The sequence below is a fragment of the Pseudomonas sp. TMW 2.1634 genome, assembly GCF_001703595.1.
In the GTDB taxonomy this organism is placed as follows: Bacteria; Pseudomonadota; Gammaproteobacteria; order Pseudomonadales; family Pseudomonadaceae; genus Aquipseudomonas; species Aquipseudomonas fragi.
Genome location: NZ_CP016849.1, coordinates 4,789,925 through 4,813,045, shown reverse-complemented (window position 1 = coordinate 4,813,045; position 23,121 = coordinate 4,789,925). Strand labels below are relative to the sequence as shown.

Genomic DNA, 23,121 nt, shown 5'->3' with positions numbered 1-23,121 from the left:
CGCAGCCTCGTTCCTTCGGCAGCTGCTACAACGCTCTAGCCCGCCGCCCTTAGCATTTGTTACCCAAAACGCAAAAGTCCTTGTCGAAAACATGGCTTTTTCGCCCCCGCCTGGCGCTATAGATTTAACCCATCACACAGCACTTGCTCAGCAAGAAGGTCTTTGAAATGTCCAGCAGTATGGGTATGGCTAGCGTTTTCGTTTTGTCGTCTTTGTTGTTGTCGCCCCTGGCCATGGCGGAAGAATCCCCTGCCTTCGTCGCACAAAATGCGGCCCGCGCAGCCACGTTTGAACAGCACCAGGCAGAGCTGACCGCACGCCATCAAAACGACGCAAAACCTCAGCCTGAACAGGCTAAAGCCAGCGCCAGCGATGATGTCCAGGACAGCTGAACGCACACCCGCAGACTTCCCGACCCAGTCAGTCACGGCCTACACATGTGACTGATTGTTTCAAAAGCCGCTATCATAGCGGCTTTTTTTTGTTTTAAAAAAACATGCCCGGCACTGGCATGCCCTCAAACAAGAACAGAATTTGCAAAGAAAATAAAAACTGCCGCCACTCTCAAGGAGCAACAAACTGGTGAAGACATCACTCAAACTCAGTCCGTTATTCATTGCCCTGGCTGCAACGATCCCAACCTTCGCCCACGCCGATGACGACGCTACCCAAGACGGTTTTGTCGAAGGTTCCAGCCTCAAGATTCACGCCCGCAACTACTATATGAACCACGATATCCGCAGCCCCCATGCCGATGACAGCAAGGAATGGGGCCAGGGCTTTATCGGCAAGTTCGAGTCGGGCTTCACCCAGGGCACCGTCGGCTTCGGCCTGGATGCCTATGGCCTGCTCGGGCTCAAGCTCGATGGCGGCGGCGGCACCGATGGCAGCAGCATCCTGCCGGTCAGCGATGGCAACGGCAAAGCGCCCACCGCCTTTTCGTCTGCCGGTGCCGCGCTGAAAATGCGCGCCTTCGATACCGTGCTTAAAGCCGGCGACATGTTCCTCACCAACCCGGTGATCGCCGGCGGTGAAACCCGCATGCTGCCGCAGACCTTTCGCGGTGTCAGCCTGACCAACACCAGCTTCGAGGGCTGGATGTTCGAAGGCGGCCAGGTCAGTTTCGACAAGCCCTACAACCAGAGCGGCATGCGTCGCCTGACCACCACCTACGGTGACCTGGGCGACCAGACCAGCAAGCACATCACCTGGGCCGGTGCGTCCTGGAGCGGCGTGCCGGAGATCACCAGCAACCTGTACGCGGCCCAGTTGCAGGACATCTGGAACCAGTACTACTACGACTTCGACTACACCCATACGCTGAGCGAGGGCGTCACCCTCAACCCCGGCCTGCACTTCTATCACACCCAGGACACCGGCAAGGCGCTGCTGGGCGATATCGACAACAACACCTTCAGCCTGCACCTGGCCCTGGGCATCGACGGCCACAAGGTGACGGCGGTGTACCAGCGGGTCAACGGCAACACGCCCTTTGACTATATCTATCAGGGCGACAGCGTTTACCTGGACAACTCGCAGCAGTACTCGGACTTCAACGGCCCCAACGAGCGTTCCTGGAAGCTGCAATACGACTATGACTTTGCCGGCCTGGGCATCGCCGGCCTCACAGCCAGTGCGTCGTACTCACGCGGTGAGCTGGACCTGACCAAGGCGGATCCCAACAGCATCGGCTATAGCAACTGGTACAACCCCGAGGGCAAGAATGCCCATCACTGGGAACGTGACCTGGGGCTCAAATACGTGATTCAGGAAGGCAAGGCCAAGGACCTGGCAGTGACCCTGCGCTGGGCCACCAACCGCGGCAACACCGCGTACCAGAGCGTGGATAACGATGTTGATGAGTACCGGGTAATCGTCGACTATCCTATTGATGTGTTCTAATCCATGACCAAAGGGCCAGCTTTTAAGCTGGCCTTTTTATATGATTGCATTCATTTTATGGGGCCGCACCCAGGGCGACAGCGAGCATGGCCATCAAGCATATCTTGCGCAATAACGTGCTCACCCTACGCCTGCTGATCGGCGCTACAACCGTTTCAATCATTGTTATTTTGAGCATCGTCAGCTTCCTGCTGGTGCGCGAACACCGCACTGCCGAACTGGCCGCCATCCGCACCTCACTCAATATCGTGCAACTGGTCGGGCGAGACGTTCAAAACACCGTCAACCTCTACGATTCGGCACTGAATACACTGATCGACGTATCAAAGCGCAGCGACCTGAGCAGTGTCTCCCAGCCGCTGCAACACATGCTGTTGTTCGACAAAGCCGAACAGACCCCGGCCAATGGCGGTTTTTACCTGCTCAATGACCAGGGCGACCTGGTGGCCGATTCCCGCACACTAGCCCCCCCAAAGTGAACTTCAGCCACTGGCCAAGTTTTGTGGAACACCGTGACTCCACCAGCGACAACCTGTTTATTTCCCACCCTTTTGATTCGGCCGAAAACCAGGGCGCGTGCTGCATCAGCTTCAGCCGGCGGATCTCCGGCCCTGATGGCAGGTTTCTCGGCGTGGCGGTGGCGCAGATGAAGCTGGACTATTTCAAGACCCTGTTCCAGCGATTGGTCCTGGAACCCCACGGCTTTATCCGGCTGATCAGCACCGATGGCACACCACTGACCCAGCACCCCGAACCCGACGCTGCCGACGCGCACACCAACCTGAGCAACAACCCCGTGTTTATCCGCTTCCTGCAGGAACACAGGGGCAGTTTTATCGCCCTCTCCAGCATTGATGGCGAAGAGCGGCTCTACAATTTCTCCGAGGTCGGGGACCTGCCGCTGATTGTGGTGGTCTCACTGGCCACTGACGATGTATTCAGCGCCTGGAGGCGCAACGCCATTTTGGTGGGTATCGGTACGCTGTTGTTATGTGGCGCCCTGCTGATGCTCACCTGGTTGCTGGGCCGTGAATTGCAATTGCGCCAACGCGCCGAGCGCCAGCTCGAGGCGCTGGCAACCACCGACCCGCTGACCGGGCTGGCCAACCGACGCAAGCTGGACCAGACCCTGGAACAGGAATGGCGACGGGCACAGCGCTCAGGCAAACCGCTGTCGCTGATCATGTTTGACATTGACCACTTCAAGAACTTCAACGACACCTATGGTCATCAGGACGGGGACGAGGCCCTGAAGCGTGTGGCGCGGACAATCCGGCACTGCATGCACCGCTCCACCGATCTGGCGGCCCGTTACGGTGGCGAAGAGTTTGCCGTTGTGCTGACCGATACCGATGCCAGTGGCGCGTACAACCTGGCGCAAAGTATTCGCCAGGCAGTCGAGCAACTGGAACCGTTGACGCCCTCCCATCGCCGGCTCACCACCAGCATGGGGGTCAGTACTCGCCAGGTGAAACCTGGCGACCAGCTTGCAGGCTTGATCAACAGCGCCGATCAGGCCCTGTATCAAGCCAAGAAGGCCGGGCGCAATTGCGTCATCAGTGCCCCAGAGTTGTCCTGAGTGAGTATCCGCCTTGAATGAAAGGCCCGTTGTGCATGGTGTTTTCTTCAGAGGGTCAAGCCATTAAATATCATCTGCGCACACCGGTTATCACCCGCCGCATGCTGGTCTGGGCCAGCGCCTTGTCGGTGGTCACGATCCTGAGCATCGTCGGCTACCTGCTGGTCAGGGAGTATCGCAATACCGAAGATGATGCGGCGCGCTCTGCGTTGAATATCGTGCAGCTGATCAGCCGTGACATCCGCAATACCCTGTCCACCTATGATTCAGCGCTCAACAGCCTGGTCAGCCTGGTGCAAAGCCAGGCGCTGGCCTCGCTTTCGCCGCAGACGCAACAGCCCCTGCTGTTCGACAGAGCCGCCGAGGCGCCGTCCAATGCCGGCTTTTTTGTGCTGGATGCCGAAGGCAAGGTAATTGCCGGCTCACGCCCGGTCGTCCCCCTGCTCGACAACGCCCGCCAGCAGTCCTGGTTCAAGGTTCACCTCAAGGCGCAAAGCGAAGGCATCTTTATCAGCCGCCCCCTGCCTGCCAGCGACACCCCCAATGACTGGACCCTGGTACTCAGCCGCAGGATCACTGCCCCCGACGGCAAGTTTGGCGGCGTCGCCGTGGCCCTGATGAAGCTGAGTTACTTTCACAACCTGTTTCGCGGCCTGGACCTGGGGCCTACCGGCAATATCAGCCTGGTCAGCACCGAAGGCATCATGCTGATCCAGTACCCGGCCACCACCATGTTCTATACCGGCCAGGGCCTGGGGCACACGCCGATCTTCCTGCGCTTTTTAACCGAGCGCTACGGCAGCTTTACTGCCGTATCCGGCATCTATCACCTGCAGCGCCTCTACAACTTTGCCCAGGTCAGCGAGCTGCCGCTGCTGGTGGTGGTGGCCTTGTCCACCGAGCATATTTTCAGCAACTGGCGGCACACCGCCCTGCTGATCGGCAGCGCAACCCTGCTGCTGTGCCTGGGCTTGCTGTGGCTGACCTGGCTGCTGGTGCGCGAACTGCGCCTGCGCCAGCGCGCTGAAGGCGAACTCGCCGCCCTGGCCGCCACCGACCCGCTGACCGGGCTGGCCAACCGACGCATGCTGGACAAGACCCTGGATCTGGAATGGCGCCGCGCACAGCGCTCGGGGGCGCCACTGTCACTGATCATGATTGATATCGACCACTTCAAGGCCTTCAATGACAACTACGGCCACCAGGCCGGGGATGAAGCCCTGCGCCAGGTAGCACAGACCATCAAGGCCAATGTGCGCCGCCCCGCAGACCTGGCGGCGCGCTATGGCGGTGAAGAGTTTGCAGTGGTGCTGACCGAAACCGACGCGGCGGGCACGCGCCTGCTGGCCGAAAAAATTCGCGCCGCGGTCGAGCAGATGGAACCCGCCAACCCCGACACCCCGAAACTGACCATCAGCCTGGGTGCCTGCACCCGCTACGCCAAACCCGGTGACGATCAGGAGCAACTGCTCAGAACCGCCGACAAGGCGCTCTACCAGGCGAAAAAACGCGGGCGCAACCGGGTCATGGACATCAATGAAACCGGGGTCAATGCCCTGATACCCAAACCCGCGCCATAAAAAAAGGCCACCCGAGGGTGGCCTTCAAAAACTAGAGAAAGAAGTTTTACTTAAACTGCCGCAACCGGACGCATGTACGAAATCGGTGCAGTGCTGGCATCTTCAAAGGTCACGACTTCCCATGCATCAGTCTCTTCAAGCAGCTTGCGAATCAGCTGGTTGTTCAGAGCATGGCCAGACTTGAAGCCCTTGAATTCACCGATCAGGCTATTGCCCAACAGGTAAAGGTCGCCAATTGCGTCGAGGATCTTGTGCTTCACGAATTCGTCTTCATAGCGAAGGCCGTCTTCGTTCAGTACACCATCCGCGTCCACCACGATGGCGTTTTCAACGCTACCGCCGAGTGCGAGGTTGTGCTTGCGCAGGTACTCGATATCACTCATGAAACCAAAGGTGCGTGCGCGGCTGACTTCTTTTACAAACGAAGTGCTGGAAAAATCCACGGTTGCACTTTGGGTGCGGTTACGGAAAACCGGGTGATCGAAATCGATCTCGAAGCTCACCTTGAACCCTTCGAAAGGGACGAAAGTGGCGCGCTTGTCGCCATCTTCCACTGTCACTTCACGCAGGATGCGGATGAACTTCTTCGGCGCGTCCTGTTCTTCCAGGCCGGCAGATTGAATCAAGAACACGAAAGGTCCGGCGCTACCGTCCATAATCGGGACTTCAGACGCGGAGAGTTCGACGTAGGCGTTATCGATCCCCAGGCCAGCCATGGCCGAGAGCAGGTGCTCTACCGTGTCTACTTTTACGTCGCCGTTGACCAACGTGGTCGACATCGTTGTCTCGCCGACGTTTTCCGCGCGCGCAGGGATCTGCACAACAGGGTCAAGGTCTGCACGACAAAACACGATGCCGGTGTCCACAGGCGCAGGCTTGAGGGTCAGGTAGACCTTCTCACCGGAGTGCAGGCCGACACCTGTGGCACGGATAATATTTTTCAGGGTGCGTTGTTTAATCATGGCATTGGCCGCTTCAGCGCAAATTGCGAACTGGTATCAACAAAGGCTGGCGATAATAGCAGACCGAGCCTTTGCTGAACACCAATCACCTTAATCCCCCTGATTGATTTCATTAATCAGCCTGACGACGCAGGAAAGCCGGGATGTCCAGGTAATCCAGATCGTCTTGCGGGTTGAGCTTGGCAGCGGTTGTCGCGCCTTGCTGGGCCTGATTACGCATCACAGTCGGGCGGTCCAGATCACGGTAGTTGACCACCGGTTGTTCCTGACGCTCGGTACGCGCTTCCTGACGAACAGGGGCGCTGTGTGCCGAAGAAGCTGCGTAGGACGCTTGCAGGGTGTTGTCGACAACCTTGACCGGCTTCTCGATTTTTGCACCCAGACCTGTAGCAACCACGGTGACATGCAGCTCGTCGCGCATGTCCGGGTCGATAACAGTACCGACCTTGACCATCGCGTGCTCCGAAGCGAAGGCTTCGATGATGCTGCCCACGTCGGAGTACTCACCCAGGGACAGGTCAGGGCCGGCGGTGATGTTCACCAGGATGCCGCGAGCGCCTTCCAGGTTCACGTCTTCGAGCAACGGGTTGCGGATGGCCGCTTCGGTCGCTTCGCGAGCACGGTTCGGACCGCTGGCGCAGCCAGTGCCCATCATCGCCATACCCATTTCGCTCATCACGGTACGCACGTCGGCAAAGTCGACGTTGATCATACCCGGACGCTTGATGATGTCGGAGATACCGCGAACGGCACCGGCCAGTACGTCATCGGCCTTGGCGAACGCAGACAGCAGGCTCGCGTCTTTGCCCAGGATGGTGAGCAGTTTTTCGTTCGGAATCGTGATCAACGAATCGACGCTTTCGGACAGCAGACGAATACCTTCGTCGGCGATCTGCATGCGCTTGCGACCTTCGAACGGGAACGGACGGGTCACCACCGCAACGGTGAGGATGCCCATTTCCTTGGCCACTTCAGCAATGATCGGCGCAGCACCGGTACCGGTACCACCGCCCATGCCCGTGGTGATGAACACCATGTTGGTGCCCTGCAACACTTCAGCGATGCGCTCGCGGTCTTCCAGGGCAGCCTGACGACCGACCTCAGGGTTCGCGCCGGCACCCAGGCCCTTGGTCACGCCAGTGCCCAGTTGCAGGATGGTCCGCGCACCAATGCTTTTGAGCGCTTGTGCATCAGTGTTGGCGCAGATGAATTCCACGCCTTCGATGTTGCTCTTAACCATGTGGTTAACAGCATTGCCACCGCCACCACCAACACCGATAACTTTAATTACCGGGCTTTGCGGGATGTTGTCTACGAGTTCGAACATGGTCCCTCTCCTTTCAGTTCTCTAGTTTTTTTCGCCTACTTCTACTGCTTTGAATCTGTTTACAGCTCAAGCTTTAAAAGTTGCCCTGCACCCAGCGCTTGAGGCGCTCAAGCACAGGGGCTTTTTGTTCGTCACTGCTGTAGTTGTCGCGGTTGCTGATACCCGATATGGAGATACCGTCTGACTGCTTTTGCAGCCCGTACAGCAACAAGCCCACAGCGGTGGAGTAAATCGGATTGCGCACAACGTCGGTCAAGCCCTTGAAGCTGTGCGGCACGCCCAGACGCACCGGCATGTGGAAGATCTCTTCGGCCAGTTCGACCGCGCCTTCCATCTTTGAAGTACCACCGGTCAACACGATGCCCGCCGGGATCAGGTCTTCGTAACCGCTGCGACGCAGCTCGGCCTGAATCAGGGTGAACAGCTCGTCGTAACGCGGCTCGACCACTTCGGCCAGGGCCTGACGGGACAGTTCACGCGGTGGACGATCGCCCACGCTTGGCACCTTGATGGTTTCGCCGGCACCGGCCAGTTTGGCCAGGGCACAGGCGTAACGAATCTTGATTTCTTCGGCATACTGGGTGGGTGTACGCAGCGCCATCGCGATGTCGTTGGTCACCTGGTCACCCGCGATCGGGATCACCGCCGTGTGGCGGATCGCGCCTTCGGTGAAGATCGCGATGTCGGTGGTACCGCCGCCGATATCCACCAGGCACACGCCCAGTTCTTTTTCGTCATCGGTCAGCACCGAGTAGGCCGACGCCAGTTGCTCAAGGATGATGTCATCCACCTCGAGGCCACAGCGGCGTACGCACTTCTCGATGTTCTGGGCGGCATTCACGGCGCAGGTCACAACGTGGACCTTGGCTTCCAGACGCACGCCCGACATGCCCAGTGGCTCTCGCACGCCTTCCTGGTTGTCGATCACATAGTCCTGGGCCAGGGTGTGCAGCACACGCTGGTCAGCCGGGATCGCAACAGCCTGAGCCGCGTCGAGCACGCGCTCAAGGTCGGCGGTGCTGACTTCACGATCACGAATCGCCACGATGCCGTGGGAATTCAGGCTGCGGATGTGGTTGCCGGCCACGCCGACAAACGCCGAGTGAATCCGGCAACCGGCCATCAGCTGCGCTTCTTCGATAGCGCGCTGGATCGATTGCACGGTGGACTCGATGTTCACCACCACGCCTTTCTTCAGGCCCCGGGACGGATGCGTGCCAATACCGACGATTTCGATCGTACCGTCTTCACCGACCTCGCCCACCAGCGCCACCACTTTGGAGGTGCCGATATCGAGACCGACGATCATTTTTCCGCTTTGCACGTTTGCCATGGGTCCTGCCTCTTCTTAATTCTTCGCGACAGCGGGTTGGGCTATCGTGGGTGCCACAGGTTCCCGCCAGCCGACGGCCAATCCGTTGGCATAACGCAAATCGATGCGCGCTATGTTTGTAATCTGTTCTTTCAGCGTTTTTTCATAGATGGCTATGAAGCGACGCATTTTTTCTACCAGGTGATCGCGCCCCAACAGCAGCTCGATCCCAGGCCCTGCACTGCCGGCTCCGGTGGTCAGGAACCAGCTGCCGCGCTCACGCAATTCCAGCCGGACGATGGAAAAGCCCATCGGACGCAGCATCTGGCTCAACACCTGATACTGCTGCATCACCTGCTGCTGGGCCCGCTGGGGGCCAAACAGCTGTGGTAAATGTTCATAGTTGGCCAGCTCACGCGGGGTGAACGCCTGGCCCTGGTTGTTGAGCAGGGCTTCATCACCCCACCGCGCCACCGGCAGTTGCTCCTCAAGGCGGATCACCACCTGATCGGGCCACACACGGCGTACTTCGGCGTGGGCGATCCAGGGCATCTGCTCAAGCTCGGTGCGCATGCCGGCCAGGTCCACCGTGAAGAAGCTCGCCCCCACATACGGAGCAATACGCTGTTGCACGGCTTGCTGGCTGATATAGGTCAAGTCACCCTGCACATTGACATTGGTGATCGGCCGATCCGCATACGGCATCAAACGCTGCGCACCTTCGTAGGTGCCATACCCCAATGCCACCAACAGCACCGGCCAGAACAGGGCTTTCAAAAAGCCGAAATTGGCTTTTGGCAAACGCACCGACATCGGTTCTTTCGCCACCATCCGGCTGGCGCCACGCGGCACCGGCTTGCGGCCGGGAGCTGGTGGTTGATGACGAAGCGATGCACCTTGCATGGACTTAACCCCGCGCCTCTAGACTTGCCGCCAGAATCGACAGCACCAGCTGTTGGAAATCCAGACCCGCCGCCTTGGCCGCCATCGGCACCAGGCTGTGATCGGTCATGCCCGGCGCGGTGTTGACTTCCAGCAGCCAGAACTGGCCTGCGGTGTCCTGCATCACGTCCAGACGGCCCCAACCGGCAATGCCGATCGCCTCGCAGGCTTTCGCCGTGAGGTCCATGAGCTCTTGTTCCTTGGCACTGTCGAGGCCGCACGGGATCCGATACTGGGTATCGTTGGCCACGTACTTGGCGTCGTAGTCGTAAAAGCTGTGGGGCGTGCCCAGGGCAATCGGCGGCAATACCTGGTCACGCAGGGTGGCGATGGTGAACTCGGGACCGGTGATCCACTGCTCAACCAACACTTGCGAGTCGTACTTGCTGGCATCGGCCCACGCGACGATCAACTCGTCCACGTTACTCACTTTGGCCATACCGATACTTGAACCTTCATGAGCCGGTTTGACGATCAAAGGGAAGCTCAGTTCCTTGGCCGCAGAAATACAATCGGCTTCGCTGCTCAGCACTGCGTGACGTGGCGTTGGAATACCCAGGCTGTGCCACACCTGTTTGGTGCGCAACTTGTCCATCGCCAGCGCCGAAGCGAGGATGCCGCTGCCGGTGTAAGGAATGCCCAGGCATTCCAGCAGGCCTTGCATGCTGCCGTCTTCGCCGCCACGGCCGTGCAGGATGATAAATGCACGGTCGATTTTTTCGCTGGTGATGCGGGTGATGAAGTCATCACCCACGTCGATGCCGAACGCATCCACACCGGCGCTTTGCAGCGCGCCCAGCACGGCGTTGCCCGACTTCAGCGAGACTTCACGCTCAGCGCTTTTGCCGCCGAACAGCACGGCCACGCGGCCAAAATCGGCAGGGGCAATGGTCGAGAACAGATTGGCGTAGGCAGCAGTCATTTCAACGTTCCTTCACTGGTAGCGGCAACAGCGCCAGCGAACAGCGGGCTCTTGATAAGTTGTGGTGCCAGACGGCCGATATCGCCCGCCCCTTGGCACAACAGAATGTCGCCAGCACGCAGCAGCGGCTTGACGATCGGCGCCAGCTCAACGCCGCGCTCGATGTAGATCGGGTCCAACTGACCGCGCTGGCGGATGCTGTGGCACAGCTGGCGGCTGTCGGCACCCGGGATTGGCTCTTCGCCAGCCGGGTAGACTTCCATCAACAGCAGGACGTTGGCGTCGGCCAACACCTGGACGAAATCGTCGTACAGGTCACGAGTACGGCTGAAACGGTGCGGCTGGTACACCATCACCAGGCGGCGCTCAGGCCAGCCACCGCGCACGGCCTTGATCACGGCCGCGACTTCGGTCGGGTGGTGACCGTAGTCGTCGACCAGCATCACGCTGCCGCCCTCAACGGGCAGCTCGCCATAAACCTGGAAGCGTCGGCCCACACCCTCAAAGCCCGACAGGCCCTGAACGATGGCTTCATCACTGATGCCTTCATCGGAAGCAATGCAGATGGTGGCCAGGGCATTGAGCACGTTGTGGTTGCCCGGCATGTTGACCGATACATCCAGCGGCTCGCGATCCGGGCGCAACACGGTGAAGAAGGTTTGCATGCCCTGCTGGCGCACATTGATTGCACGCACGTCAGCGTTTTCGCTGAAGCCGTAGGTCACGGTGGGGCGCTTGACCAGCGGCAGGATTTCACGCACCACCGGGTCATCCAGGCACAGCACGGCCAGACCGTAGAACGGCAGGTTGTGCAGGAACTCGACAAAGGTCTTCTTCAGTTTGTTGAAGTCGCCTTCGTAGGTCGCCATATGGTCGGCATCGATATTGGTGACCACCGCAACCATCGGCTGCAGGTGCAGGAAGCTGGCATCGCTCTCATCTGCTTCGGCAATCAGGTAGCGGCTGGTGCCCAGCTGTGCATTGGTGCCTGCTGCATTCAGCCGGCCACCGATCACGAACGTCGGGTCCAGGCCACCAGCGGCGAACACCGAAGCCAACAGGCTGGTGGTGGTGGTTTTGCCGTGGGTGCCGGCAACGGCGATGCCGTGGCGGTAGCGCATCAGCTCGGCCAGCATCTCGGCGCGTGGCACCACTGGAATACGACGTTCCAGGGCATTGGCCACTTCGGGGTTGGAGGTGTTCACTGCGCTCGACACCACCAGTACATCGGCGTTGGCGGCGTTCTCGGCACGGTGGCCGATAAAGATGTGCGCACCGAACGATTCAAGGCGCTCGGTCACCGGCGATGCATTCAGGTCCGAACCTGACACTTCATAGCCCAGGTTGAGCAACACCTCGGCGATACCGCACATGCCCACGCCGCCGATACCGACGAAGTGGATGCGACGGATACGGCGCATTTCCGGTTGTGGCATAGCTTTTTGATTCTCAACCATTGGCCACCTCCAGGCAGATATCTACAACGTTGCGGGTCGCATCGGGTTTGGCCAGGCGGCGGGCATTGGCCGCCATGCTGTTGAGTCGTTCCGGTTGCATCAAAACCTCTGTCAGGCGTGCAGCCAGTTCGGCTGCGCCAGTTGTCGCTTGTGGCATCAGGAAGGCGGCGCCCTCGCGTGCCAAAAAGTCGGCGTTACGGCTCTGATGGTCATCAATCGCGTGGGGCAATGGCACCAGCAGCGATGGCAGACCGGCCGCAGCCAGTTCACTGACGGTCAGCGCGCCTGCGCGACAAACCACCAGGTCGGCCCAGCCATAGGCGTGGGCCATATCCTTGATAAAAGGCTGTACGTCAGCCTCGACGCCGACCGCGGCATAGCGCTCGGCGGTGATCTGGTCATGTTGCTTGCCGGCCTGATGGAACACTTCAGGGCGAATGTCCGCCGGCACCAGGGCTAGGGCTTCAGGCAACAACTTGTTCAGCGGCTCGGCGCCCAGGCTGCCGCCCAGCACCAGCAGGCGCGCCTTGCGCCCTTCGAGCGGCGCGCGTGGCGCCAGGGTAAACAGCTCGGGGCGTACCGGGTTGCCGGTGCTGCGCAGCGTGTCCGAGGCCGCAAAAGTGCCCGGGAAGGCTTCGCACACACGGCTGGTCATCGGCACCAGCAAACGGTTGGCCGTACCGGCAACCGCGTTCTGCTCGTGAATGATCACCGGCACGCCACAGGTTTTCGCCGCCAGCCCGCCAGGCCCGGTCACGTAACCACCAAACCCGAGCACGCAGACCGGCTTGAGCTGGCGAATGATCTTGCGCGCCTGGAACAGCGCCTTGAGCAGCACGAACGGCGCTTTGAGCAACGACAGCTTGCTCTTGCCACGCAAGCCCGCCACGTTGATCAGGTGCAGTTTGAAACCGGCCGGCTCGACCAGTTCGTTCTCGATGCCTCGGGGCGTACCGAGCCAGTGCACGGTGTAGCCACGGGCTTCGAATTCGCGGGCGCAGGCCAGCGCCGGGAACACGTGGCCACCGGTGCCGCCCGCCATGATCAGCACATTAGCGCCCATGGGTCGGCTCCTCTGCGAAGTCGCTTTCTTTGAAATCGGTCTCTTCACTGCCCAGGTGGGTACGGCTCTCCCACTCGATGCGCAGCAACAAGCCCATACACACGCAGCAAATCACCAGCGAGCTGCCGCCATAACTGAGGAACGGCAGGGTCAGGCCCTTGGTGGGCAGCAAGCCGACGTTTACCCCGATATTGATCAGGAACTGGCCGATCCACAGGAACGACAGGCCGTAGGCCATATAAGCCGAGAAATACTGTTTGGCGCGTTCGGCCCACATGCCGATATACATGCCGCGTACACACACGAACACAAACAGCGCCACGGTGAGCAGCGAACCGACCACACCCAGCTCTTCGGCCAGTACCGAGAACACGAAGTCGGTGTGCGCTTCAGGCAGGTAGAACTGCTTCTGTACGCTGTTGCCCAGGCCGACACCAAACCACTCGCCGCGACCGAAGGCGATCAGGGCCTGGGTCAACTGGTAGCCGGAGCCGAACTGGTCGGACCAGGGGTCGGTAAAGGTGATCAGACGGGCCATCCGGTACGGTTGTGCCTGAACCAGCACAAACACCGCGCCCACTGCCAGCGCCACCATCAGGGCGAAGCGGAACAGGCCCACACCGCCGAGGAACAACATGGCAGCCGCAGCGCCCATCATTACTACGGTGGCACCGAAGTCGGGTTCCATCAGCAGCAGGCCGGCCATCGGCAGCAGCACGATAAATGGCTTGAAAAAGCCCATCCAGCTTTCGCGCACTTCCTTTTGCTGGCGTACCAGATACCCCGCGAGGTAGATCACCACAAAGACCTTGGCGATTTCTGAAGGCTGCACGTTGAAGAAGCTGAAACCGATCCAGCGCATCGAGCCGTTTACCTCACGGCCAATGCCCGGGATCAGTACCGCCACCAGCAAGCCGAATGCACCGATCAGCAACATGAAGCCCATGCGTTGCCAGGTCGCGATCGGCACCATCATGGTCATGATGCACGCGCCCAGGCCGAGGACGATGTAAAACAGGTGGCGGATCATGTGGTACAGGGTGTTGCCCGACTGCAGCGCGGCAACTTCGGACGATGCCGAGGTGATCATTACCAGGCCCAGGCCGAGCAAGGCCAGGCAACCGGCCAGCAACGGGAAGTCGAGGTCGATGCCACGGCCTGTCACCAGCGGCGAGGGATAAGGCTTGAGGATGCCGAACATCATGCCAGCACCTCCACGGCGCGGGCGAACAACTGGCCGCGCTCTTCGTAGTTCTTGAACATGTCAAAACTGGCGCAGGCCGGCGACAGCAACACCGCATCACCCGGTTGGGCCAGGGTGCGGCTTTGCGCGATGGCTTCGTCCAGCGATGCAACGCGCACTTGCGGCACGGTGTCGCCCAGGGCGTCGGCGATCAGGCCGGCGTCACGGCCCATCAGCACCACGGCGCGGCAGTACTTGGCCACGGAATCATGCAGGCCGCTGAAATCGGCGCCCTTGCCGTCACCGCCGGCGATCAGCACCAGCTTGCCGTCCATGTCCATGCCCAGCCCTTCGATAGCGGCCAGCGCGGCACCGACGTTGGTGGCTTTTGAATCGTTGTAGTAGCTCACGCCGTCAAGCTCGCGCACCCACTGGCAGCGGTGCTCAAGGCCAGTGAAATTGCGCAGGCTGGCAAGCATGGCGTCGAATGGCAGACCCACCGCATGCCCCAGCGCCAGCGCCGCCAGGGCATTGGCCTGGTTGTGGGCGCCACGCACCTTCAGCTCGCGCACAGGCATCAGGTTCTGGAATTCAAAGGCGAGGTATTTCTCGCCGTTTTCTTCGCGCAGGCCAAAGGCCTTGAAGTCCGGCGCGCTCAGGCCGAAGGTCCAGCACGGCTGACCTTCGCTCATCAGCGGACGGGTCAGGGCATCCTGGCGGTTAACCACCACCTGGCGGGCGCCACGGAAAATCCGGTGCTTGGCCAGGTGATACGCAGGCAGGCCGCTGTAGCGGTCCATGTGGTCTTCGCTGACGTTGAGCACGGTGGCCACTTCAGCGCCCAGCTGGTTGGTGGTCTCCAGCTGGAAGCTCGACAGCTCCATGACGTACAGCTCGATCTCATCGCTGAGCAGGTCCAGCGCCGGCGTGCCGAGGTTGCCACCGACGGCCACGCGCTTGCCGGCTGCCGCGGCCATTTCGCCGACCAGGGTAGTCACGGTGCTTTTGGCATTGGAACCGCTGATTGCCACGATGGGTGCTTTCGCGTTACGCGCGAACAGGTCGATGTCGCCCGACAGCTTCACGCCACGCGCCGCTGCGGCTTGTAGGGCCGGTGTCGCCAGGGCCAGGCCGGGGCTCACGTAAAGCTCGTCGGCGCGGCACAGGAAGTCGACATCCAGCTCGCCACAACGCACTTCCACTTGCGGGTAGTCACGGCGCAGCGTGGCCAGCTCCGGCGGGTTTTCCCGCGTGTCTGCCACGGCAAACGACACGCCCCGCTGCGCCAGGAAGCGCACCAGGGACATGCCGCTCTTGCCGAGGCCGACAACGATGCGGAAGTGGTCAGAAGCGATCAGAGACACAGGTTCTACCTCAGCTTCAGTGTGGCAAGGCCAACCAGCACGAGGATCACGGTGATAATCCAGAAACGGACAATCACGCGCGGCTCAGGCCAGCCCTTGAGTTCAAAGTGGTGGTGAATCGGCGCCATGCGGAACACCCGCTTGCCGGTCAACTTGAAAGACGCTACCTGGATCACCACGGACAGGGTTTCCATCACGAACACACCGCCCATGATGAACAGCACGATTTCCTGACGCACGATCACGGCGATGGTGCCCAGGGCTGCGCCCAGCGCCAGTGCGCCGACGTCACCCATAAACACTTGTGCGGGGTAGGTGTTGAACCACAAAAAGCCGAGGCCGGCGCCAATCAATGCGCCGCAGAACACGATCAACTCACCCGCGCCCGGGACATACGGGATCAGCAGGTAATCAGCAAATTTCACGTTGCCCGACAGGTAGCAGAAGATCCCCAGCGCGCCGCCCACCATTACAGTGGGCATGATCGCCAGGCCGTCGAGGCCGTCAGTCAGGTTGACCGCGTTGCTCGAACCCACGATCACAAAGTAGGTGAGTACCACAAAGCCGATACCCAGCGGGATGCTGGCATCCTTGAGGATGGGCAGGATCAGGGTGGTTTCCACCGCGCTTGGCGCCGTGACGTACAAGAAGATCGCTGCACCCAGGCCGAAGACCGACTGCCAGAAATACTTCCAGCGGCTCGGCAGGCCACGGGAGTTTTTCTCGATGACCTTGCGGTAGTCGTCAACCCAGCCGATAGCGCCGAACAGCAGGGTCACGATCAGCACGACCCACACATAACGGTTGCTCAGGTCAGCCCACAACAGCGTGCTGATGGCGATGGCCGACAGAATCAGCGCGCCGCCCATGGTCGGGGTGCCGGATTTGGACAGGTGCGATTGCGGGCCGTCATTACGTACCGACTGGCCGATCTGACGGTTTTGCAGGGTGCGGATCATCCACGGCCCCAGGCACAGCGACAAGGTCAACGCGGTCAGCACCCCGAGAATCCCGCGCAGGGACAGGTACTGGAAGACCGCGAAGCCTTTGTAGAACTGTTGCAGATACTCCGCTAGCAGCAGCAGCATTAATGTTTCTCCCCGCTGGAACCGCACAGAGCCGCAACGACGTTTTCCATCGCAGCGCTACGCGAGCCCTTGATCAAAATAGTGGTGTTTGTTTCGTGCTCAGCGCGAAGCGCCTTGATCAGGTCAGCCTGATTGGCGAAGTGACGAGCCTGGTGTCCAAAAGCAGTGACGGCATGAGCCATCATGGGTCCCACCGCATAGAGCGCTGAAACTTTGTCGGCGGCATAAGCGCCTACTTCACGATGTCCTTGCTCCGCCCACTCACCCAGTTCGCCAATATCTCCGAGCACCAGGACGGTGCGGCCGGAAAAGGCGGCGAGTATATCAACGGCAGCACACATTGAGGTGGGGTTTGCGTTGTAAGTGTCATCAATAATTCGCAGGCCGCTTGCGGTCACTTGCGCAACGGCACGGCCCTTGACCGGCAACACCGCTTCAAGGCCGGTTTTGATGCCAAACAGCGACACGCCCAGGGCATGAGCAGCGGCCGCGGCGGCCAGTGCATTGGCCACGTTATGGGTGCCCAGCAAGTTAAGTTGTACCCGCTCGCTACCCAACGGGCTGTGCAAGGTGAAGCCCGGGCAGCCGCGAGCGTCACGGCTCAGGTCGCTGGCATAAAAGTCGGCTTGAGGGTTGCTCAGGGCAAAGCTCAGCACCTTGCGCCCCGCAGCCCGGTTGTTCCAGATGGCGAATGCCTTGTCATCCAGGTTCAGGACAGCGATGCCGTCGGCCTTCAGCCCTTCGATAATTTCGCCTTTGGCCTCGACAATTTTGTCCGGGCCACCGAACTCGCCCACATGGGCAGTGCCGGCATTGTTGAGCACGGCCACATGGGGCTGGGTCATGGCCACGGTATAGGCAATTTCGCCGACCCGCGAAGCACCCAGCTCAATGACCGCAGCCGTATGCTCGGCGGTCAGTTCGAGCAGCGTCAATGGCACGCCCAGATCGTTGTTCAGGTTGCCTTTGGTCGCCAGCACCGGGCCACGGGTGCGCAGGATGCAGGCGAGCATTTCTTTAACCGTGGTCTTGCCGCTGGAACCGGTGATGGCTGCGACCGGCTTGTCGTAGCCGGCACGATTGAGCGCACCCAGGCGCCCCAGTGCCTCGCGGGTATCCGCAACCACCAGCTGTGGCAGCGTTGATTCCGGCACTTCGCGCTCGACCAGGGCCGCAACGGCGCCCTTGGCGGCCACTTCATTCAGATAATCGTGACCGTCGAAGCGCGGCCCGGTCAGTGCGATAAACAGCTGACCCTTGGTGATCGCCCGGCTGTCGATGCTGACGCCATTGAACCGGCAGTCGGCCTCGACCACACGCCCTTGCAGGGCTGCGGCCACTTCACTTAGCAACAGAGGCTTAAGCATGGGCGGCCTCCCAGGCGTTCAGGGCTTTTTCGGCTTCGACCAGATCAGAGAAATCATGGCGCTCGCCATTGATTTCCTGATAGTCCTCGTGACCTTTACCGGCCAGCACAATCACGTCATCGGCGCTGGAACCGGCGATCAGTTGAGCAATGGCATCACCACGGCCCGCAACAAACGTGACGTCCTGCGGCGCGACAAAACCTTCACGGATGTCATCGAAAATTTGCCCCGGTGCTTCGCTGCGCGGGTTGTCATCAGTGACCAGCACACCGTCAGCCAAACGCTCGACCACTTGCGCCATCAGCGGGCGCTTGCCGCGATCGCGGTCGCCGCCGCAGCCGAACAGGCACAGCAACTGACCTTTGGCATGCGGGCGCAGGGCCAGCAGTACTTTTTCCAGGGCATCCGGGGTGTGGGCGTAGTCGACCACCACCAGCGGTTTGTCGCCGCCGCCCAAACGCTGCATGCGCCCGACCGGACCTTCCAGCTTGGGCAGCACTTTGAGAATTTCATCCAGCGGGTAGTCCAGCCCCAGCAAGGCGCCAACGGCAGCCAATACGTTGCTCAGGTTGAAACGCCCCAGCAGGGAGCTGCGCAACAAATGCTCGCCTTGCGCCGTGACCACAGTGGCGCGCACGCCGTCGTCGTCAAAGGTCGCATCACGGCAGTACAGGGTCGCGCTGGCGTCTTCAAGGCTGTAGCTGATCAGGCGCGAATCGTGCTTTTCGCCGGCCAGCTGACGACCGAATTCATCATCAAGGTTGAGCACGCGGCAACGCAGGTCCGGCCAGGCAAACAGCTTGGCCTTGGCGGCGGCGTAAGCCTCCATCGTGCCGTGGTAGTCCAGATGATCGCGGGACAGGTTGGTCAGCACGGCAACGTCGAATGCCAGGGCACTGACACGGCCCTGATGCAAACCGTGGGAGGAAACCTCCATCGCCACCGCTTTGGCCCCGGCCTTTTTCAGGTCGGCCAGCATGGCTTGTACGGCAATCGGGTCCGGCGTGGTGTGACGACCGCTTTGCAGCGCGCCATAGAACCCGGTGCCCAGGGTGCCAACGATGCCGCAGTGCTGACCCAGCAGGTCGAGCGCCTGGGCCACCAGTTGGGTAACGCTGGTTTTGCCGTTGGTGCCAGTGACCCCCACCAGATTCAAATGACGGCTGGGCTCACCATAAAAGCGCCCGGCGATATCTGACAGCTGCGCCGCCAGGCCTTTGACCGGAATCAGCGGCACGGCAGAGATGGGCAGCACATCAGCGCCGTCCACTTCATACGCCACGGCAGCCGCACCGCGCTTGAGCGCATCGGCAATATGTTCACGACCATCGAGCTTGCCGCCGGGCACCGCAAGGAACAAATCACCTGCGCGTACAGTGCGGCTGTCGAGGCTCAGTTCACGAATCAGCAGATCGTGACCGGCGTGCGGAAAAATCTTGTTCAGGCTCAGGGACATTAGCCGCGCCCTCCTTTGGCTGCTGCAGCGGCTGCCGCTGCTTGTTGCTCCGCTGCCGTTGGCAGGTTATCCGGGATCACGTTCATCAAACGCAGGGTGCCGGACATGACTTTGCTAAATACCGGCGCCGATACCAGACCACCGAAGTAGCCCGCCTTGCTCGGCTCATCAATGACCACGACGATCGCGTAGCGCGGGTCGCTCATGGGGCCAAAGCCGGCAAACAGCGAACGGTAGGAGTTCACTGCGTAGCCTTTGACGCCGCCGGAAGAGGTTTTACGCGCCGTACCCGACTTGCCGCCGACGTGATACGCCGGCACCTTGGCACGCCATACACCCCGCGGGTTTTCAATGACTTCCTGGAGCATGCTCTGGACCGTTTTGGCAACTTGCTCAGGCATCACTTGAGCGGCCTGAACCGGTTTGTCCTTGTCCGTCTTGAGCAGGGTCAGCGGTGCCAGCTTGCCGTTGTTGGCCAGGGCCGAGAAGGCGTGGACCAACTGGATAGCGGTTACGGAAACGCCATAGCCATAAGACAGGGTCGCGGTTTCCGCCTTGCGCCATTCACGGTAGTTGGGCAGATTGCCCACACGCTCGCCCGGGAAGCCCAGGCCGGTGTCCTGGCCCAGGCCCATCTTGGCCATCTGGCGGAAAATCGCTTCGCCACCGATATCGAAGGCCACCTTGCTCATGCCCACGTTACTGGAGTTGATCAGGATGCCGGTCAGGTCGAGGACCGGACCTTCGGTGCGCGATACGTCACGAATGGTGTACTTGCCCAGCTGCAAGGTGCCCGGGTAGACCTCGACCTTGTCGGTAGGCTTCCAGCGCCCGGTTTCCAGGGCCGCACTCATGGAGATCGGCTTGACCGTGGAACCCGGCTCGAACACGTCGATCATGGCGCGGTTGCGCATCATCGCCGGTTGCAGGTTGCGACGGTTGTTGGGGTTATAGGTGGGCTGGTTGACCATCGCCAGAATCTCGCCGGTCTTCACATCCATGATCACCAGGCTGCCGGCCTTGGCGCCGTTCTCGACCAGCGCATTGCGCAACTCGCGGTTGGCCAGGTATTGCAGGCGCAGGTCAATCGATAACGCCAAGGTCTTCCCTGCCTTGGCGTTTTTGGTCACTTGCACGTCTTTGATCAGACGCCCGCGTCGGTCCTTGATGACCTGTCGCTTGCCCGGAACACCGGCCAGCCACTCGTCATAGGCCAGTTCGACGCCTTCACGACCCTTGTCGTCGATATCGGTGAAGCCAACCATGTGCGCGGTCACTTCGCCCGCCGGGTAGAAACGACGGAACTCTTCAATGCCATATACGCCCGGCACCTTGAGGTCGAGCACAACCTGGCCCTGCTCAGGGGTCAGGCCCCGGACCAGGTAGATAAACTCTTTATTGGCTTGCTGCTCCAGGCGCGCAGTGAGCACCTTGGGGTCTTGCCCAAGCGCGTGCGCCAATGCAGGCCAACGGTCTTTGGCAACCTGCATTTCCTTGGCATTGGCCCACAGGGTGGTTACCGGCGTACTCACGGCCAATGGCTCGCCATTACGGTCGGTAATCAGGCCTCGGTGAGCAGGGATAGGGATATGCCGCAAGCTGCGCGCATCGCCCTGGCCCTTGAGGAAGTCATGGTCGATCACTTGCAGATAAACGATCTGGCACGCGATTGCGCCTACCAGCAGTGCCAGCAAGGCCAGCACCACACGAAAACGCCACGGATAGAGCGCGCCTTCGAGTTTGATCATGGCGCCACCATTCGAACTTCTGCTGCGCCCGGAATGCGCATTTTCAGTTGTTCGCTCGCCAGGGTTTCGATACGGCTATGGGCAGTCCAGGTGCTCTGTTCGAGAATCAACCGGCCCCATTCGGCCTGCGCCTTGTCACGCACGCTCAGTTCCCCGTACAGGGTGTTGAGCAACTGGCGATTCCAGTGGGCGCTGTAGGACACGCCCACAGCCGAAACCAGCACGCCAATAAACAACAGCAGCATGAAAAAACTTCCGCCGGGAAGTGGTTTGGCGAAGAGCTTGTTCAACGAAGCTTCTCCGCGACGCGCATGACAGCGCTGCGCGAGCGCGGATTGGCTTTGAGTTCGGCTTCAGACGCGGTCTGTGCCTTGCCATGAATCTTGATTTTCGGAACAAAGGCAACGTGCTGCACGGGCAAGCCGCGTGGCAGGTTGTCAGGTTCGCCCTTGACCAGTTTGCGCATGAACAGTTTGACGATGCGGTCTTCCAGCGAGTGGAAGCTGATCACGACCAGGCGGCCGCCGATCGCCAGGGACTCAAGGGCAGCTTCAAGACCCGCCTCAAGATCACCCAGTTCGTTGTTCACATGAATGCGCAGGCCCTGGAAAGTACGGGTTGCCGGGTGCTTGCCCTTTTCCCAGGCCGGGTTGGCCACTTTCAGGACTTCTGCCAGATCGCCAGTGCGCTCGAACGGCTTGATGTCGCGACGCTCGACAACCGCGCGCGCCATGCGCCCGGAGAAACGCTCTTCGCCGTATTCCTTGAACACGCGGGCGATTTCTTCCTGGGACGCCGTATTGACGAACTCGGCCGCACTGATGCCGCGGTCCGGGTCCATGCGCATGTCCAGGGGGCCGTCGTTCATAAAGCTGAAGCCACGTTCCGGGTCGTCCAGCTGGGGCGAAGACACGCCCAGGTCGAGCAGCACGCCATCGACCTTGCCAGCCAGGCCGCGCTCGGCAATTTCGGATCCCATCTCGGCAAAACTGCGCTGCACAATGACAAAGCGGCCGTCTTCGGCCGCCAGCGCTTGCCCGGTGGCAATCGCTTGTGGATCTTTATCAAACCCGAGCAGACGCCCCTCAGGGCCGAGCTTCTGGAGTATCAGGCGGCTATGTCCGCCGCGACCGAAGGTGCCATCCAGATAGCATCCATCAGGGCGTACGGCGAGAGCCTCTACGGCTTCGTCGAGCAGTACGGTGATGTGGTTGAAGCCGCTATCTATAGTCACAGAATTAAATCACGCAGTTCGTCAGGCATCGCGCCCGGTTGTTGAATGGCTGCAAGGTCGGCGGCAGAAACCGCTTCCCAGGCATCCTCGTCCCACAGTTGAAACTTGTTCAGCTGGCCCACCAGCATTGCGCGCTTGTCCAGTCGGGCATATTCACGCAAGCGGGGCGGTACCAGAAAACGACCACTGCCATCGAGTTCAAGGTCGACGGCGTTACCAATCAACAGACGTTGCAAACGGCGGTTTTCTTCACGCAATGAAGGCAACGCCCGAAGTTTGGTTTCAATCAGTTCCCACTCATCCAGCGGGTACACACATAAGCAGGGATCGACCGCATCAATGGTCACGATCAGTTGCCCGGCGCTCCTCGAAATCAGCTCGTCACGGTACCGGCTCGGCATTGCGAGTCGGCCCTTGGCATCGAGACTGATTGCGTTGGCTCCGCGAAACACTGGTCGCATCTCCAAATATTAGCGTTTTACGTCTAAAAAACCCACTTCATGCCACTTTTCGCCACTTATGCACACTATAGGAATGCGCCCACACCACCGTCAAGGAGCGGCCTACAGGAAAACCCTTACATAACGGAGATTTAGGAGGGGAAACAGACGTGGAGCAGTAAGCGGAGGGATTTT

Annotated in this window: 21 protein-coding genes; 5 read left to right on the top strand and 16 right to left on the bottom strand. The window is 60.4% G+C overall.

Going from position 1 to position 23,121, the window contains the following annotated elements; genetic code table 11:
• The first annotated feature begins 167 nt into the window (after window positions 1–167).
• The 5 genes from BFC21_RS22885 (at window position 168) to BFC21_RS22870 (ending at window position 5,061) form a co-directional block, all read left to right on the top strand.
• Window positions 168–392 (top strand): hypothetical protein, encoded by a 225-nt coding sequence (locus tag BFC21_RS22885; protein ID WP_088379013.1) that lies wholly within the window; start codon window positions 168–170, stop codon window positions 390–392.
• Window positions 393–582: 190 nt separating this feature from the next.
• Window positions 583–1,902, top strand: coding sequence for an OprD family porin (locus BFC21_RS22880; RefSeq protein WP_088379012.1), 1,320 nt, complete (start codon window positions 583–585; stop codon window positions 1,900–1,902).
• Window positions 1,903–1,988: 86 nt separating this feature from the next.
• On the top strand, window positions 1,989–2,381 hold the full coding sequence (locus BFC21_RS27875) for a hypothetical protein (protein ID WP_371914924.1): 393 nt from the start codon (window positions 1,989–1,991) through the stop codon (window positions 2,379–2,381).
• 23 nt (window positions 2,382–2,404) lie between these two features.
• The gene (locus BFC21_RS22875; protein WP_371914923.1) at window positions 2,405–3,481 is read left to right on the top strand and encodes a diguanylate cyclase; all 1,077 of its coding nucleotides are present in this window, start codon (window positions 2,405–2,407) and stop codon (window positions 3,479–3,481) included.
• Between the two features lie 101 nt (window positions 3,482–3,582).
• Window positions 3,583–5,061, top strand: coding sequence for a diguanylate cyclase (locus BFC21_RS22870; RefSeq protein WP_088379581.1), 1,479 nt, complete (start codon window positions 3,583–3,585; stop codon window positions 5,059–5,061).
• 50 nt (window positions 5,062–5,111) lie between these two features.
• On the opposite strand, the gene lpxC is transcribed toward BFC21_RS22870, so the two are convergent.
• The 16 genes from lpxC to mraZ form a co-directional block, all read right to left on the bottom strand.
• Window positions 5,112–6,023, bottom strand: a complete 912-nt coding sequence (gene lpxC / locus BFC21_RS22865; protein WP_016779535.1) for a UDP-3-O-acyl-N-acetylglucosamine deacetylase — start codon at window positions 6,021–6,023, stop codon at window positions 5,112–5,114.
• 112 nt (window positions 6,024–6,135) lie between these two features.
• A complete protein-coding gene (ftsZ, locus tag BFC21_RS22860; protein WP_016779534.1) occupies window positions 6,136–7,350 on the bottom strand; it encodes a cell division protein FtsZ in 1,215 nt (404 codons plus the stop codon).
• Window positions 7,351–7,423: 73 nt separating this feature from the next.
• Entirely contained in the window at window positions 7,424–8,683 is a 1,260-nt protein-coding gene (ftsA, locus tag BFC21_RS22855; protein WP_016779533.1) for a cell division protein FtsA, read from the bottom strand.
• A gap of 15 nt (window positions 8,684–8,698) precedes the next feature.
• Window positions 8,699–9,565 (bottom strand): cell division protein FtsQ/DivIB, encoded by an 867-nt coding sequence (locus BFC21_RS22850; protein WP_029611245.1) that lies wholly within the window; start codon window positions 9,563–9,565, stop codon window positions 8,699–8,701.
• Window positions 9,566–9,569: 4 nt separating this feature from the next.
• Window positions 9,570–10,526: a D-alanine--D-alanine ligase gene (locus BFC21_RS22845; protein ID WP_088379010.1), complete on the bottom strand. Its 957-nt coding sequence runs from the start codon at window positions 10,524–10,526 to the stop codon at window positions 9,570–9,572.
• Window positions 10,523–11,983 (bottom strand): UDP-N-acetylmuramate--L-alanine ligase, encoded by a 1,461-nt coding sequence (murC, locus tag BFC21_RS22840; protein WP_088379009.1) that lies wholly within the window; start codon window positions 11,981–11,983, stop codon window positions 10,523–10,525. The genes BFC21_RS22845 and murC overlap by 4 nt, the downstream gene beginning before the upstream one ends.
• The gene (gene murG / locus BFC21_RS22835; protein ID WP_088379008.1) at window positions 11,976–13,046 is read right to left on the bottom strand and encodes an undecaprenyldiphospho-muramoylpentapeptide beta-N-acetylglucosaminyltransferase; all 1,071 of its coding nucleotides are present in this window, start codon (window positions 13,044–13,046) and stop codon (window positions 11,976–11,978) included. The genes murC and murG overlap by 8 nt, the downstream gene beginning before the upstream one ends.
• Window positions 13,036–14,250, bottom strand: a complete 1,215-nt coding sequence (ftsW, locus tag BFC21_RS22830; protein WP_088379007.1) for a putative lipid II flippase FtsW — start codon at window positions 14,248–14,250, stop codon at window positions 13,036–13,038. Before ftsW ends, murG begins: the two co-directional genes overlap by 11 nt.
• Complete coding sequence (gene murD, locus BFC21_RS22825; RefSeq protein WP_120266508.1) at window positions 14,247–15,593, bottom strand: UDP-N-acetylmuramoyl-L-alanine--D-glutamate ligase; 1,347 nt, start codon at window positions 15,591–15,593, stop codon at window positions 14,247–14,249. The genes ftsW and murD overlap by 4 nt, the downstream gene beginning before the upstream one ends.
• Before the next feature lie 5 nt (window positions 15,594–15,598).
• On the bottom strand, window positions 15,599–16,681 hold the full coding sequence (mraY, locus tag BFC21_RS22820) for a phospho-N-acetylmuramoyl-pentapeptide-transferase (protein ID WP_083369779.1): 1,083 nt from the start codon (window positions 16,679–16,681) through the stop codon (window positions 15,599–15,601).
• The gene (murF, locus tag BFC21_RS22815) at window positions 16,681–18,048 is read right to left on the bottom strand and encodes a UDP-N-acetylmuramoyl-tripeptide--D-alanyl-D-alanine ligase (RefSeq protein ID WP_088379005.1); all 1,368 of its coding nucleotides are present in this window, start codon (window positions 18,046–18,048) and stop codon (window positions 16,681–16,683) included. The genes mraY and murF overlap by 1 nt, the downstream gene beginning before the upstream one ends.
• Entirely contained in the window at window positions 18,041–19,504 is a 1,464-nt protein-coding gene (locus BFC21_RS22810; protein ID WP_088379004.1) for a UDP-N-acetylmuramoyl-L-alanyl-D-glutamate--2,6-diaminopimelate ligase, read from the bottom strand. Before BFC21_RS22810 ends, murF begins: the two co-directional genes overlap by 8 nt.
• A complete protein-coding gene (locus BFC21_RS22805; RefSeq protein WP_088379003.1) occupies window positions 19,504–21,252 on the bottom strand; it encodes a penicillin-binding protein 2 in 1,749 nt (582 codons plus the stop codon). The genes BFC21_RS22810 and BFC21_RS22805 overlap by 1 nt, the downstream gene beginning before the upstream one ends.
• Window positions 21,249–21,542 (bottom strand): cell division protein FtsL, encoded by a 294-nt coding sequence (gene ftsL / locus BFC21_RS22800; RefSeq protein ID WP_019823808.1) that lies wholly within the window; start codon window positions 21,540–21,542, stop codon window positions 21,249–21,251. Before ftsL ends, BFC21_RS22805 begins: the two co-directional genes overlap by 4 nt.
• On the bottom strand, window positions 21,539–22,486 hold the full coding sequence (gene rsmH / locus BFC21_RS22795) for a 16S rRNA (cytosine(1402)-N(4))-methyltransferase RsmH (protein WP_016779522.1): 948 nt from the start codon (window positions 22,484–22,486) through the stop codon (window positions 21,539–21,541). The genes ftsL and rsmH overlap by 4 nt, the downstream gene beginning before the upstream one ends.
• Window positions 22,483–22,938 carry a division/cell wall cluster transcriptional repressor MraZ gene (gene mraZ, locus BFC21_RS22790; protein WP_016779521.1) on the bottom strand — a complete coding sequence of 152 codons (456 nt, stop codon included), beginning with the start codon at window positions 22,936–22,938 and terminating at the stop codon, window positions 22,483–22,485. Before mraZ ends, rsmH begins: the two co-directional genes overlap by 4 nt.
• Window positions 22,939–23,121: the final 183 nt, after the last annotated feature.